The sequence below is a fragment of the Streptomyces lasalocidi genome (assembly GCF_005280215.1).
Classification (GTDB): domain Bacteria; phylum Actinomycetota; class Actinomycetes; order Streptomycetales; family Streptomycetaceae; genus Streptomyces; species Streptomyces longwoodensis.
The window spans coordinates 2,803,119-2,816,595 of record NZ_SZNQ01000001.1 but is presented as its reverse complement, the minus strand read 5'-3'; the positions used below and the strand labels follow the sequence as shown (position 1 = coordinate 2,816,595).

The 13,477-nt window shown below is 75.3% G+C and carries 11 protein-coding genes; 3 read left to right on the top strand and 8 right to left on the bottom strand.

Features of this window, described 5'->3' with window-relative positions:
* Positions 1-3 precede the first annotated feature (3 nt).
* Entirely contained in the window at positions 4-420 is a 417-nt protein-coding gene (locus tag E4U91_RS12480; RefSeq protein WP_067236435.1) for an acyl-CoA thioesterase, read from the top strand.
* A complete protein-coding gene (locus E4U91_RS12475) occupies positions 417-1,085 on the top strand; it encodes a DUF8185 domain-containing protein (RefSeq protein ID WP_137306917.1) in 669 nt (222 codons plus the stop codon). Before E4U91_RS12480 ends, E4U91_RS12475 begins: the two co-directional genes overlap by 4 nt.
* Positions 1,086-1,106: 21 nt before the next feature.
* Here E4U91_RS12475 and E4U91_RS12470 read toward each other — a convergent pair whose 3' ends face one another.
* Entirely contained in the window at positions 1,107-1,916 is an 810-nt protein-coding gene (locus E4U91_RS12470; RefSeq protein ID WP_241678843.1) for an ATP-binding cassette domain-containing protein, read from the bottom strand.
* 211 nt (positions 1,917-2,127) lie between these two features.
* The gene (locus E4U91_RS12465; RefSeq protein WP_137306916.1) at positions 2,128-2,541 is read right to left on the bottom strand and encodes a globin; all 414 of its coding nucleotides are present in this window, start codon (positions 2,539-2,541) and stop codon (positions 2,128-2,130) included.
* A gap of 128 nt (positions 2,542-2,669) precedes the next feature.
* On the opposite strand from E4U91_RS12465, the gene E4U91_RS12460 reads away from it, so the two are divergent.
* Positions 2,670-3,635: a methyltransferase domain-containing protein gene (locus E4U91_RS12460; protein ID WP_137306915.1), complete on the top strand. Its 966-nt coding sequence runs from the start codon at positions 2,670-2,672 to the stop codon at positions 3,633-3,635.
* Positions 3,636-3,665: 30 nt separating this feature from the next.
* Here E4U91_RS12460 and E4U91_RS12455 read toward each other — a convergent pair whose 3' ends face one another.
* From E4U91_RS12455 to E4U91_RS12430, 6 genes are all read right to left on the bottom strand, one after another.
* Positions 3,666-5,495, bottom strand: coding sequence for an FHA domain-containing protein (locus tag E4U91_RS12455; RefSeq protein ID WP_137306914.1), 1,830 nt, complete (start codon positions 5,493-5,495; stop codon positions 3,666-3,668).
* Between the two features lie 47 nt (positions 5,496-5,542).
* Complete coding sequence (locus E4U91_RS12450; RefSeq protein ID WP_137306913.1) at positions 5,543-6,976, bottom strand: vWA domain-containing protein; 1,434 nt, start codon at positions 6,974-6,976, stop codon at positions 5,543-5,545.
* A gap of 103 nt (positions 6,977-7,079) precedes the next feature.
* Complete coding sequence (locus E4U91_RS12445) at positions 7,080-8,399, bottom strand: PP2C family protein-serine/threonine phosphatase (RefSeq protein ID WP_137306912.1); 1,320 nt, start codon at positions 8,397-8,399, stop codon at positions 7,080-7,082.
* A gap of 3 nt (positions 8,400-8,402) precedes the next feature.
* Positions 8,403-10,937, bottom strand: a complete 2,535-nt coding sequence (locus E4U91_RS12440) for a serine/threonine-protein kinase (protein WP_137306911.1) — start codon at positions 10,935-10,937, stop codon at positions 8,403-8,405.
* Positions 10,934-12,313 carry a coiled-coil domain-containing protein gene (locus E4U91_RS12435; protein ID WP_241678572.1) on the bottom strand — a complete coding sequence of 460 codons (1,380 nt, stop codon included), beginning with the start codon at positions 12,311-12,313 and terminating at the stop codon, positions 10,934-10,936. The genes E4U91_RS12440 and E4U91_RS12435 overlap by 4 nt, the downstream gene beginning before the upstream one ends.
* A 91-nt stretch (positions 12,314-12,404) precedes the next feature.
* Positions 12,405-13,472, bottom strand: a complete 1,068-nt coding sequence (locus E4U91_RS12430) for a glutamate ABC transporter substrate-binding protein (protein ID WP_404765493.1) — start codon at positions 13,470-13,472, stop codon at positions 12,405-12,407.
* Positions 13,473-13,477 lie beyond the last annotated feature (5 nt).

Sequence of the window (13,477 nt, the reverse complement as noted above, 5' to 3'; positions counted from 1 at the left end):
GTCTTGCGGCACCTCTACCGCTGCCCGCTGCGCTGGGCGGACATGGACGCGTACGGCCACGTCAACAACGTGGTGTTCCTCCGCTACCTGGAGGAAGCTCGTATCGACTTCCTGTTCCGCCCGGACAAGGACTTCCAGCAGGGGTCCGTGGTGGCGCGCCACGAGATCGACTACAAGCGGCAGCTCGTCCACCGGCACCGGCCGGTGGACATCGAGCTGTGGATCACCGAGATACGCGCCGCGTCCTTCACGATCGCCTACGAGGTGAAGGACGACGACGTCGTCTACGTGCGCGCCTCGACCGTCATCGTGCCGTTCGACTTCACGGCGCAGCGGCCGCGGCGGATCACCGACGAGGAGCGCGCGTTCCTCAAGGAGTACACGGACGACGCCTCCGGCCAGGGGGCCGTCGCCGCATGACCGTGCTGCACCTCGCCGACGAGACGGAGGCGGCCGACCTGGCCGCCTTCCTCTCCCGGCTGCTCCACTACGACCGTTCGGCCGCGGTGCGCCTGCAGGCCGCGGGCACCGCGCTGGCCGTCTTCGGGCGGCCGCCGTCCTTCGAGGTGCTGGCGATCCGCGCCGTGCGGCTGGCCAAGCCGTACGAGGACGGGCTGGACGCCACGCTCGACGTGACCGTCTCGGCCGGTGAGCTGCTGGAGGCGGTCGACGAGGCCGCGGCCACGGCGGGCGTGCCCGGCGCGGTCACCGGGCCGCCGTGGGCCGGGCTGCTGCCGCCGCGTTCGGGCTGGCAGCCGGAGAGCGGGTTGCCCGGGGCCGACGTGCTGCGTTCCCTGGTGTCGGCCGCGGTCGCCGAATTCCGGTCGCGGACCGAGGAGTTGGCGGCCGAACGGCGTACGCGGGCCGAACTCGACTCCATCGGGCGGGACATCTGGTCCCGGACGGTCGGGGAGACCGGGCTGCCCGTACGGGCCGTGCACGCGGCCCAGTCGCTGGGGTTCCTGCGGCCGGGCGGCGCGGTGGCGCTGCTTTCCGCCGGGGCGTGGCTGCGGCTGCGCACGCCCTACGGGTCCGTCGCCGTACGGCGGGCGGGGCTCGGGGCGTTGGGGCTCAGCGTGCGCTGAGGCGGTGCCTCAGCCCCCCTTTCAGCTGTTTTCCTCGTCCGGCCGTACGGCGATGTGGTCGGGCTCCAGTTCCAGGGCCACGCGGTCGCGCATGCCCAGGGCCCGCGTGTACTCGGCCGGGAGCTGGAGGCGGCCGGCGCGGTCGAGCATGGCGTACTCGCGGGCGACGACGCGTTCGTGGCCGGTGATCTCGTCGACCTCGCTGCGGCGCAGGACCTCCGTGGAGGTGCGGCCGTCGCGGATGGCGACCGTGCGGCGGACCTCGGAGGCGACGGTCTGGTCGTGGGTGACGATGACGATCGTGGTGCCGAGTTCCTCGTTGGCGCTGCGGAACGCGGCGAAGATCTGGTGGGCGGTGTGGGAGTCGAGCTCGCCGGTGGGTTCGTCGGCGAGCAGGACCTCGGGGTCGTTGGCGAGGGCGACGGCTATCGCGACGCGCTGTTGCTGGCCGCCGGACATCTCGTGGGGGTGGCGGTCGGCGCAGTCGGCCAGGCCGAGGAGGTCGAGGAGCTCCAGGGCGCGGGCGGTGTGGCGGGCGCGGGCCGAGCGGCGGCGGTGGCCTTCGGCGAGGCCGAGGGGGAGGGTGATGTTCTGGGCGGCGGTGAGGTAGGGGAGGAGGTTGCGGGAGGTCTGCTGCCAGACGAAGCCGACGGTGTGCCTGCGGTACGCCAGGCGGGACTTGGGGGTCATGGCGAGGAGGTCGTGGCCCGCGACCCGGGCGGCGCCGGCGGTGGGGGTGTCCAGGCCGGCGAGGATGTTCATGAGGGTGGACTTGCCGCTGCCGGACGCACGGTGGTGGGGCAGGACGGTCAGCAGGGCCGCGGCCGGCAGCGCCCCGTGGGCGCGTGCCCGCAGCAGGGCGAGCCGCGTGAACCCCGTGAACCCCGCCACCGACCCCCGACCCCCGTCGTCGTCACCCCGTGTCCCGGTGGCGATGCTGTCAGAGCGGACGGGCCACGGGTAAGCGGTGGTGGACCGGCTTTGACCGGATCGTGATCGGATTCCGGCGCGGGGGAACCGGAATGCGACGCTCTGGGACGGGTCAGTCCGGGGTGTTCACCATCGAGTCGGCCGCGTACGTCAGGTAGTTCCACAGCGTCGTCTCGTGCTCCTCGGACAGGCCGAGTTCCTCGACGGCGACCCGCATGTGCCGCAGCCACGCGTCGTGCGCGGCCCGGTCGACGGCGAAGGGGGCGTGCCGCATCCGCAGCCGGGGGTGGCCGCGGTTGTCGCTGTAGGTCGTCGGGCCGCCCCAGTACTGCATGAGGAACAGCGCGAAGCGCTCCTCGGCCGGACCGAGGTCCTCCTCGGGGTACATGGGCCGCAGGACCGGGTCCTCGGCGACGCCCTCGTAGAAACGGTGCACCAGCCGGCGGAAGGTCTCCTCCCCGCCGACCTGCTCGAAGAAGGTCTGCTCCTGAAGCGTGCCGCGCCGAATCTCTTTCACGTCCCCCATGGTCTCAGACACCGGGTCCTAGGACCGAGGCCCTAGGGACGCCGGTGACGGGCCGCGCACGGCCCCGGCGCGAGGTGTGGCGCGAAGGCGTACTCGCCGGGGGCCGTCGCGGGCCGCACAGTGGAGGCATGGGTGCGGATGCTGTGGCGGCGCGAGCCGCTCTGGTGCGGGAGATCGAGGCGAGCGGCGCCTTCGCCGCCGACCCGCGCTGGCGGGAGGCGTTCACCGCGGTCCCGCGCCACCTCTTCGTGCCGTACTACTACGTGGCCACGGTCGCCGGCTACGAACGCCGCTGGGGCGAGAACCCCGACCCCCTCGCGCGCGAGCAGTGGCTGCGCGGCGCCTACGAGGACACCCCGCTGGCCACCCGGCTGCGCGACGGCGAGCTGGTCTCCTCCAGCAGCCAGCCCTCGCTCATGGCGCTGATGCTGGCCGAGCTGCGGGTCGAGGACGGCCACCGGGTGCTGGAGATCGGCGCGGGCACCGGCTACAACGCCGCGCTGCTCGCGCACCGGCTCGGCGACGACCGGGTCACCACCGTCGACCTGGACCCGGAGATCACCGAGTCCGCGCGCCGCCACCTGGACGCCGCCGGGTACCACCCCGCCGTCGTCACCGGCGACGGGGCCCGCGGGGTGCCGGAGCGGGCGCCCTTCGACCGGGTGATCGCGACCTGTCAGCTCAGCGCCGTGCCCCGGGCCTGGATCGCCCAGTGCCGGCCGGGTGCCCGGGTGCTCGTCCCGCTGGCCACCGGGCTGATCGGGCTGACCGTCCGGGACACCGGGCACGCGGAGGGCAGCTTCCTGGCCACCGCGGCCTACTTCGTGCCGCTGCGCGGCCAGGGCCGGGCCGACCAAGGACCGGTCGCGCTCGGCGGGGTGCCGCGCCCGGCACGGGACGACGACCTGTTCCGCTTCCTGGTGACGCTGACCCGGGGCGCCCTCGAACCGCCCGAGGCGTACGCCTTGTGGCGGCGGGAGGGCATGCCCGGACGCTCCCGCTACGGCATCACCGTCGAGGGCGACCGGGCCTGGGCCTGGCTGGACGACCCGGCCGGGCCGTACGCCTGGCCCCTGCCGGAAGGGCGGCCCTGACCGGCGCCGGGGCGCCGGCCGGGGGGCGCGTCAGCCGCGCCGGACCGTGATCGTCGTCCACGCGCCGACGTGCACGCGGTCGCCGTCCTGCAGCGGCACCGGCACGAACGGCTGGATCGGCTCGTCGGAGCCGTTCACCGTGGTGCCGTTCGTCGAGTTCTGGTCGACGACCGCCCAGCCGCCGTCCGGCTGCTGCACCAGCACCGCGTGCTGGTGCGAGACGCCCGGGTCCTCCGGCGGCACCGACAGGTCGATGTCGGGGGTCTCGCCGGTGGAGTGCCGGCGACGGCCGATGGTGACCTGGTTGCCGCTGAGCGTGCGCTGCTGTTCCGGGGAGTACGCGGGCAGGTTGAGCCCCGCGGCCTCCGGTCCCGAGCGGTGCATCATCGCCATGAAGTACTCGCGGTCCGGACCGATGGTCGCGGTCCAGGTCGCCGGCTGCTGCCCGAACGCCGGGCCGGGCGGGGCCTGGGCCGCGCCCTGCTGGGGGTAGCCGTAGCCGCCGCCCTGCGGGCCCGCGCCGGGACCGCCCTGGCCGCCGTGCCGCGCGGGGGCCTGGCCGGACGGCGGGGGGATCACCCAGTCGTCCTCACCGCCGCCGAAGGGCGGGGCGGACCGCTGGTTCTCCTGCGGGAACGCGGGCGGGGCCGGGGGAGCGCCGGCCGACTGGTAGCCCTGGGGGGCACCCGGGTCGGTCGCACCGGGGCCGCCGGGGTTGCCGGGACGGCCGGGGCCGCCGTGCGTCGGCGGGAGGGGGCGCGAGGGGTCGGTGCCGAAGCCGGACGGGTTGGGGCCACCGGGGCCACCGGGCCCACCCGGGCCGCCCTGTCCGGGGGGCGCGCCGAAGGGCTCACGGCCGAAGGGGCCGCCCTGGCCGCCCTGCTGGCCAGGGGTGTCCCGTCCGTACGGTCCGGGAGCACCGCCGGGACCGGAACCGGGGCCGCCGAAACCGCCACCGGGGCCGCCGGGACCGCCCGGGCCGCCGGAGGGAGCCGACGGCTCACGGCCGAAGGGGTCGGCGGACGGACCGGACGGCTCACGGCCGAAACCGGACGGCTCACGGCCGAAGGGGTCGCCCGACGGACCCGAGGGCTCACGTCGGAAGGGGTCGCCGGCCGGGCCCGACGGCTCGCGCCGGAACGGGTCACCCTGCGCGGGCTCACGTCGGAACGGATCACCGGCCGGGCCCGTGGGACCGGAGGGCTCCCGTCCGAACGGTCCGCCGGGACCCTCGGACGTCGAGCCCGGCCCACCACCGGGACCACCGGGTCCAGCCGGACCTCCGGGTCCGCCCTGGCCGCCGTGCCCGCCCGGTTCGCCGCCGAACGGCGGGGCCGGCGGGATCGGCTCGGCCGGCCGGTTCACCTGGGACGGCCGGGAGTGCTGGTAGTCGAAGGAGTCACGCCCGCCGAACGACTGAGGCGCCCCCTGAAACCGCCCGCCGGGACCCGCGCCCGGACCACCGGGACCGCCGGGACCACCGGGACCCGGACCGCCGGGACCACCTGGCGCGCCAGGACCGCCCGGTGCGGGCGCCGGCGGGCGCGGGGCGGCCGGGGTGTACGAGGTGGCCGTGTTGGTGAGGAAGTTCCACCGGCACTCCTCGCAGAACGGCGCACCGCCCTCGCGGGGCGTGCGGCACTGCGGGCAGAGCTCCGGCTCGGACGCCGAGGACGGGGGCCGGCCCGGCTGTCCGGACTGACCGTGGTGGCCGCCCGGCGTGGGCGGCGGGAAGCCGTAGCCGCCACCGGCCGGGGGCGGCGGGGGAGGGGGCGGTGGCACGGCACCGGCCATGCGGTGACCGCAGACCTCGCACCAGTCGTCGGAACCCGACTGGTGTCCGTTCGGGCAGGTCGGCATGTCGGCGCGTCCCCCTCTCCTTCGGTGTCCTGCTGGGTAGGGTCAGGTCACTTCTTTACACGAACAGTCTTGGTGGACCGGGTCTCGAGGGTCATTTCGTCTGCCTCCGCGACCTTCGCCTTCAACCGCACAGTACCTGTCGCGGCATCGACCACGTCCACCACCTTCGCAAGCAGTTTCGCAGTATCCGCGTTCCCGGAAGCGCTTGCCAGCTGAACGGCCCGGCCCAGTTTGGCCGTTGCCCCGTCCCGGTCGCCCGCCTTGCGGAGGTCGAGGCCCTGCTGGATCGTCCTCGCCAGCTCGGCCTGGCCCGTGTAGTGGGCGACCTGCGGGTTGAGGGAGGTGGAGGCGGCCACGTCGTCGGTCCACACGGCCCGGACCAGGCCCTGGGCGCCGAGGCTGCGCGCGCCGTCCGTGCCGGGCTCCGGGACGACCAGGGAGACGCGGGCGGCGAGCATCTCCTGGCCGACGTGGGCGGGCGGGACCTCGACGCACACGTGGTAGTCGCGGGACTCGTCGCCCCAGGATCCGGTGGGGTAGTCGCCGGAGCGGGGCCCGGACTCGGTGCGGCGGCCGGTCAGGTCCTCGACGGCCGGGGCGACCTGCTTGACGAACCGCACGGTCGTGCCGACCGGGGTCCACAGCCGCAGCGCGACGTCCGCGACCTCCTTGCCCATGGCCGTCTCCATCATCCCCGTGAAGTCGGCGGCCAGGCCCGCCGGGTCGGCGACGATGTCGGCGGTGCCGAGCAGCGCGGAGGCGACCCCTGTGACCTCTTTCACCTCCCAGTCGGTGCCCACGCCCCGGGCGTCGCAGGTGAAGCGGCCGGCGCAGTCGTCGAGGGCGGCCCGGAGGTCCTGCGGCGACTCGTGCTCGTTGCGGCCGTCGGTGAGCAGGATGCCGTGGCGGATGGCGACGTCGGCCGAGGACAGCAGCCGGTCGGCGAGGCGCAGCCAGGTGCCGATGGCGGTGCCGCCGCCCGCGTGGAGCCGGCGCAGCGCCTGCTTGGCCTGCTCGCGGGTGGACGCGTCGGCGACGGCGAGGCGCCCGCCGCCGGGGTAGACCTCCTTGGCCACGTGGGTGCCGGCGATCACCGCGAAGTGCACGCCGTCGCGCAGGGTGTCGACGGCGGCCGCCGTGGCGTCCCGGGCGTTGCGCATCTTGGCGGGCGGGTAGTCCATGGAGCCCGAGCAGTCGACCATGAGCGCCACGGCGGCCGCCGTGGCGTCCCGGGCGTTGCGCATCTTGGCGGGCGGGTAGTCCATGGAGCCCGAGCAGTCGACCATGAGCGCCACGGCGGCCGACGGGCCGCGACCGGCCGTGTACAGGTGCGGTGCGCCGACCGCGCCGCCGACCGTGCCGCCGCCGGTGGCGGTGACCGTGACGATCGCGTTCACCTCGCGGCCGCCCTCGGGCAGGTACTCGTTCTGGTAGACGTCCACCGCGAACTGCGGCACGTTCGGTTTCGAGAAATTGGCCATGCCCACATCCCCCTTGAAGGCCCCGCGGCGGCCGCGGAGTGATCACTCCTCCCGCCCCGGTCCCCTCCGGGGCGGTGAGGTTTCCCCGTTTTGTGCGGGTCGCTCAGGCCGATCCTGCCCCTTGGGGCGGCGCCGGGAACGGGACGACGGCCACTGTTACGTTGTCGTGGCCCCCGCCGTCCAGCGCGTGCCCGACGAGGACCCGGGCGCTGTGCAGGGGGCGTACGGCGGCGTCGTGGGGGACCGCCTCGGCCAACTCCTCGGCGGCCTCGGCGTAGTTCCACAGGCCGTCGGTGCACACCACGACCACGCCGGGCCGGTCCGGTTTGAACGCGGCGGTGTGCGGCTCCAGTTCGTAGGCGTCCGCGCCGAGCCAGCCGGTGATCGCGTGGGCGCGCTCGTCGGCGTACGCCTCGGCCTCGCTCATCAGGCCCGCGGCGACCATCTGCGCGGCCCAGGAGTCGTCCTCGGTGAGCCGGGCGGCGGGGGAGCGGTCGTCCGGGATCCAGTAGGCGCGGCTGTCGCCGACCCAGCCGACGACCAGCAGGCCGGCGCTGACGACCGAGCCGACGAGGGTGCAGGCGGGGGCGTTCTGGTGCGGGGTGTGCTCGCGGGCCGTGGCGGGTTCGGCGGCCAGCGCGTCGACGGCGCGGGCGGCGGCGACGATCGCGTCGTGCATGGCCTGCTGCGGGTGGGTGCCGTGGGCCAGGGCGGCCACCAGGGACTCGCACGCGGTGCGGGAGGCGGCGAGGGAGGCGTCGTCGGGGCGGGTCGCGGAGGACACGCCGTCGCAGACGATCGCCACGGTCGCGTGCGTGCCGTCGGGCAGCGCGGTGTGGCCGAGGGCGAAGGCGTCCTCGTTGCGGTGGTGGCGCAGCCCGCGGTCGCTGACGGCGGCGACCGGGCCGAACTCCTGCTCCAGGTGGTCCCGTTCCCGGGGCTGGGCGTGCCCGCAGTTCTCGCAGTAGCCGTCGCCGTCGACCCGGCCCGCGCGGCAGGCCACGCACACCGGGACGGGCCCGGCATCCGGGGCGGCGTCGGCGGTCTCGGCGGCGACGCGCGGGTCGGGCGCCTGGAGCGGGTACTCGTCGGGCTCGGGCACCCGGTCGAACCGCACCCCGGCGGCGGGGGCCGCGGGCGACGGTGCGGCCGTGGACGCCGGCGGCACGGCAGCGGCGGCGGGCCCGGCGGGCACCTCCGGGGCGGGGGCGTGCGCGGGCCCGGCCGCGGTGCCGGGCGGTGGACCTTGGGGGGCGTCCGGGAGCACCGCGCCGTTCATCGCGAGCGTCGGGTGGTCGGGCGGGGGCGGCGGCACGGCGGTCAGGTCGTACCCGCACGCGCCGCAGAACCGGTCACCCGACTCCAGCGGCTCGGCACAGCTCGGGCACTTCGACAGTGCGGCTTGCGGGGGCATCTGCGACATCAACTACACCCACGTCCGGGGGCGGTAACGGTTGGCACGTTCCACCAGATCGATCCTCTCCTCACCGCCGGGCGCGAGCCGGGCCAGCGTGCGGTACGAACGCTCCAGTCCGAAGCGCAGGCCCCGCTCGTCCAGGTCGCTGCCGAGCAGTGTGCGCCGGGCGTCCGGGGCGGCGTCGCGGCCACCGGAGAGTATCCAGTCCAGCGCGCTGCCGAGGACTTCGGCGGACAACTGCTCGCGCCGCGTGGGGTCGAGGCCGTGGGCGTCCAGCGCCTCGACCTGGGCCGCCGCGGCGGTGAGGTCCTCCAGGAAGGGTACGTCCCCGGCGGTGGCCGTCCGCTGCCGCAGCCGGGCCCGCACGGCGGCGACCCGGGCGGCGGTGGAGTGGACGGAGGACTCCGGCACCGACTCCAGCGTCCGTACGGCGGCGCGGCGGTCCCCGGCGGCGAGCTGCACGCGCGCGAGGCCGAACGCCGCGCTCACGTGGCTCGGGTCGGTCGCCCACACCAGCCGGTAGTACTCGGCGGCGTTGTCCAGCTGGTGCAGCAGTTCGGCGCACAGGCCGAGGGCCAGCTTCGGCACGGGTTCGCCCGGGAACGCGTCGTAGATCGCGTCGAAGGCGAGGGCGGCGCCCTCGTGGTCGCCGGTGACCAGCGCGCTCACGCCCCGGTACCAGACGACCCGCCAGTCGTCGGGCCGCTCGTCCTCCAGCGTGGCCAGGGTGGCGAGGGCGTCCTCGGGGTCGTCCTTCTCCAGCCGGGCCCGCACCTGCCGCAGCCGGGTCTCCACGGAGGGCGCGGGCGCCGCCGCGAGCGCGGTGAGCAGCTCGCCCGGCGCGGTGGTCACCAGGCCCGCGAGGAAACCGGCGTTGGGGTCGGCGGGGTCGACGTGCGGCACGGGCAGGGCGAGCGCGGCGGCAGCGGCGTCGACGGGCCGCACCAGCCCGGACGCGGCACCGGCGCCCACGGACGCCGTACCGGCACCCACGGACGCGGCACCGGCACCCTGCGCGCCGCCCGGCCCGGGGGCGAGGGGCCGCCCGGTCCGGTCGGTGCGGGCCCCCAGCCGGGACACCTCCCCGTCCAGGCGCGGGAACAGCTCCGTGTCGGTCACCCGGGTCTCCGGTCCGAACAGCGTGGACAGCGCGGGACGCGCCCGCCCGGTCTGCAGGGAGACGACCTCGCGGAGCACGCCGGTCAGCTGCTCGGCCATCTCCTGCGCGGAGGCGAACCGCCGGGCCGGGTCGGGGTCGGTGGCGCGCACCAGCAGCCGGTAGAACGACTCGTAGGCGCGGAACACCTCGATGTGGTCCGGGTCGGGCAGCGCGTCCGCGTAGACGGACGTGTAGCCCTGGAAGTCGAAGGTGAGCACGGCGAGGGTGCGGCCGACCGTGTACAGGTCGGACGCCACGGACGGGCCGGCGTCGGCGACCTCGGGCGCCTGGTAGCCCACCGTGCCGTAGATCGCCGACTCGGTGTCGTCCATGCGGCGCACGGCGCCCATGTCGATCAGCTTGAGCTCGTCCTCGGTCTGGATGGCGTTGTCGACCTTGAAGTCGCAGTACAGCAGGTTGCGGCTGTGCAGGTGGCCGAGCGCCTCCAGCGCCTCGATGCCGTAGGCGCAGGCCTGCTCCACGGGCAGCGGGTCGCGCCGGCCGTCGGGCGTGCGGCGGGCGTTGGCGATCTCCTTGAGGGACTTGCCGCCGACGTACTCCATGACGATGTACCCGTCCAGCGACCCCGTCCGCTGGTCGAGGTGCTCGACGAAGTTGTAGATCCGCACGATGTTGGCGTGCTCGATCTCGGCGAGGAAGCGCCGCTCGGAGATCGCGGCGGCCATCGCGTCCTGGTCGCCGGTGTCCAGCAGGCCCTTGAGGACCACCCACCGGTCGGAGACCGCGCGGTCCACGGCGAGGTAGATCCAGCCGAGCCCGCCGTGCGCCAGGCAGCCCACGACCTCGTACTGGCCGTGCACGACGTCGCCCGACTTCAGCTTCGGCACGAACGAGTAGGGGTGGCCGCACTTGGTGCAGAAGCCCTCGGTGCGCCCCGGCTGCTCCCCGCGCGAACGACCCACCGGCGCCCCGCAGTCCGAGCGCGAGCAGAACCGCTTGCGTTCGGGCACCTCCGGGTCGTCCAGCACCATCGCGCGCGGGTCGGGACGCGGCACCTGGGGCACCGAGACCAGCCCGGCGCCGAGCCTGACCCGCCCGGAGGAGCCGGCCGAGGAGCCGGAGCTGCGCACCGACACCGAGCGGCCGGTCGAGGTGCCCGAGAGCTCGCGCGACAGGCGGCCCGACACCGAGCGCCGCGACCGCGACGACTGCGAGGCCGTGCGCGAGGAGCGCGCGGAGCGCGAACTGCCGCTGTCCGCAGCGGCCTTGCCGCCGCCGACGTGGGTGGGCGCGGAGGCGACCAGGCCGCTGCCGGACACCACCGGGGCGAGCCCGCAGGTACCGCAGTACAGCTCGCCGCCGCCCATGTCCTCGTACGACCCGTCGCAGCCCGGTCGCTGGCACGGCCGCCCTGCCTGACTCATGGCGTCTGCTCCCCCCTGCCCTCGTGGCCCTCGTGGCCGTCGTGGCTGCCCCGGCCGTCGTACGGCCGGTCCTGCGGACCGCCCTGGCCGGGCACCCGCGAGGTGCCGAGCAGTTCGGCGGCCGCCTGCTGGTAGCGCAGCACGGCCTGCTCGGCGACGCGCAGGTCGCACGGCGCGCTCCACAGCATGCGGCGCGCCGCGTCGTACCGCTCGACCAGGAACGGGTCCTCCGCCAGGCCGTGCCGGGCCACCTTCGCCTTGTACGCGTCGAGCCGGCCGCGCAGCTCCGCGCGGACCGCGAGCGGCGCGGTGACCGCGGTCAACGACTCACGGGCACGCAGCAGTTCGTCCTCCGCCTTCTCCTCCAGGGCCTCCAGCAGCGGGGACAGCCGGTGCCACTGGCCCTGCCGGCGGTACTCGGCGGCGGTCGCCAGCTGCTCCTGGAGCGCGGTGGGCGGGCCGCTGACCACCGGCACCTCCGTGGCGGCGATCTTCGCCAGCACCTCGCCGCGCGCGGTGCGCGCCTCGGCGAGCGTGCGGTCGGCGCGGGAGAGGACGTCGCGCAGCCGCACCAGCCGCTGCTCCGCGTCCTGACGCACCGTCAGCACCGCGTCGATCTCCCGGCGCACGTCCTCCAGCGCCCGCGCCTCCCGGTCGTACACCGTGGTGTCGGGCCGGCCGCCGCCCGGGGCCGAACTGCCCTGCGCGGGCACCCAGAAGGCCAGCGGGTCGGAGATGACCCGGGCGCGCAGCGCGGTCAGCGTGCGGGTGATGCCCTCCAGGTCGTCGCCCGACGGGTGCTCGCCCGGGCGCACGCCGACGGAGTGCGCGAGCCGGCGGGTGCGCTGGAGCTCGGCGGCCAGTAGATCGATGCGCGCGGGCAGCGCCGACCACACCGCGTCGGCGGCGACGACCACGTCCAGCGAGGACGCGTACAGCTCGTTCATCCGGTCCACCAGCGCGGTCAGCGTGAAGCGGTGGCTGAGCCGGCCGGTGCAGTGCAGCGTCGGCGCGTGCGCGACGGCGGTCGCGGAGTCGGCGATCGTGACGCTCTCGCCGCGCAGCAGCTCGGTCAGCTCCACCAGGTCCTCGCGGCTGGACCAGCGGCGCCGCGAGCGGATCACCCGGGCGGTGCGCAGCGCGTCCGTGTAGGCGTCGAAGTACGTCCACAGCAGCGTGATCGACGCCTCCGTGGCCGTCCAGCGCTCCGCGGTGACGCCGGTGAGCCCGGCTCCCTCGAGGAGTCTGCGGCCCGCGTGGTCCTGGAGGGCCAGCAGCGAGGTCTCGATCGCCTCGTGCTCCTGGCCGAGCCGCGCCAGCGCACGGTCCACCTCGTCCCGGTCCATCACCGGCCCGGCGGGGTCCGTGACGCCCATCGATCACCTCTCGCTGCTGTGTGTGCCCTCGTGTACGCCCTGGCTCCGCCCCGGTCCCGCCCGGTCGGTCCCGCCCTCCTCCGTGGTGCCGTCAGCTCGTGCGCCGGTACGTGGGCGCGGGCGGCCGGGACGCCGTCGCGTCCTTCCCCAGTGTCGCCGACAGCCAGGTGTCGTACGACGCCTGCCAGCCGTTCGCGCGGTACTGCACCAGGACCTGATTGACCCGGCGTACCAGATCGTCCGCGTCCTTCTTCATCGCCACGCCGTAGTACTCGGTCGTGAACGCCGCACCCTTGAGGGTGACCGTCGGGTCCTGCGCGGCCTGGCTGGCGGCGAGCGCCCCGTCGGTCACCACCGCGTCCGCCTCGCCGAGTTGGAGCCGCACCAGGCAGTCCAGCTGGTTGGGCACGGTGAGGGAGATGTCCGTCGACGCGGGCAGCCGGCCCGTCCGGCGGTCGTCCGTCAGCCGGGAGTTGGCGGTCGATCCAGCCGCCGAGCACACCTTCTTGTGCGCCAGCGAGGCGTCGTAGCCGGTGATCGCCGACGACCGGGGCGCGAGCACCTGCTGCCCGGTCCTGAAGTAAGGCGCGGAGAACGCCACTTCGCCCAGCCGGTCGCAGGTGATGGTCATGGTGCGCACCACCATGTCCACCCGGCCCTCCTGGATCGCCGGGCCGCGCTGGTTGGTGGGGATCGCCTTGAACTGGACGGCGTCCGGGTCGCCGAGGATGTCCTGGGCGATCCGGTGCACCAGGTCGATGTCGAAACCCTCCAGCTCCGCACGGGCGTTGTTGGGGTTGCGGTAGCCCCAGCGGTAGCTGTTCTGGTCGACGCCCACGACCAGCTTGCGCTTCTCGCCCCGGCGGGCCTTGATGGCGCTGATCGTCGGACCGTCGGCACCGGACGGCGCGAGGGTCTGCTGCTCCGGCGCGGTGCATTTCTCGTCGGCGGCCGCGCTGCCCCGGCCGCTGCCCCCGCCGTCCCGGCCCGGGCCGTCGCCGTGCGCCCCGGCCCGCGGCAGCAGCAGCACGAACGCCAGCGCGAGGGCGCAGGCGACCGCCATCGCGCCGACCCCGCCCCAGCCGCGGGGGAGGCGGCGGCGCAGCCCCGTCCGGCCGGCGACGCCCTCCGCCCCGGACCGTCCGCGTCGCGTACGCATCCCTG

Excerpts from the sequence above, each read along its gene's own strand:
- E4U91_RS12475 (WP_137306917.1), top strand. The coding sequence starts at position 417 with ATGACCGTGCTGCACCTCGCCGACGAGACGGAGGCGGCCGACCTGGCC.
- E4U91_RS12465 (WP_137306916.1), bottom strand. The coding sequence starts at position 2,541 with ATGGGGGACGTGAAAGAGATTCGGCGCGGCACGCTTCAGGAGCAGACC.
- E4U91_RS12460 (WP_137306915.1), top strand. The coding sequence starts at position 2,670 with ATGGGTGCGGATGCTGTGGCGGCGCGAGCCGCTCTGGTGCGGGAGATC.
- E4U91_RS12455 (WP_137306914.1), bottom strand. The coding sequence starts at position 5,495 with ATGCCGACCTGCCCGAACGGACACCAGTCGGGTTCCGACGACTGGTGC.
- E4U91_RS12450 (WP_137306913.1), bottom strand. The coding sequence starts at position 6,976 with ATGGCCAATTTCTCGAAACCGAACGTGCCGCAGTTCGCGGTGGACGTC.
- E4U91_RS12445 (WP_137306912.1), bottom strand. The coding sequence starts at position 8,399 with ATGTCGCAGATGCCCCCGCAAGCCGCACTGTCGAAGTGCCCGAGCTGT.
- E4U91_RS12440 (WP_137306911.1), bottom strand. The coding sequence starts at position 10,937 with ATGAGTCAGGCAGGGCGGCCGTGCCAGCGACCGGGCTGCGACGGGTCG.
- E4U91_RS12435 (WP_241678572.1), bottom strand. The coding sequence starts at position 12,313 with ATGGGCGTCACGGACCCCGCCGGGCCGGTGATGGACCGGGACGAGGTG.
- E4U91_RS12430 (WP_404765493.1), bottom strand. The coding sequence starts at position 13,472 with ATGCGTACGCGACGCGGACGGTCCGGGGCGGAGGGCGTCGCCGGCCGG.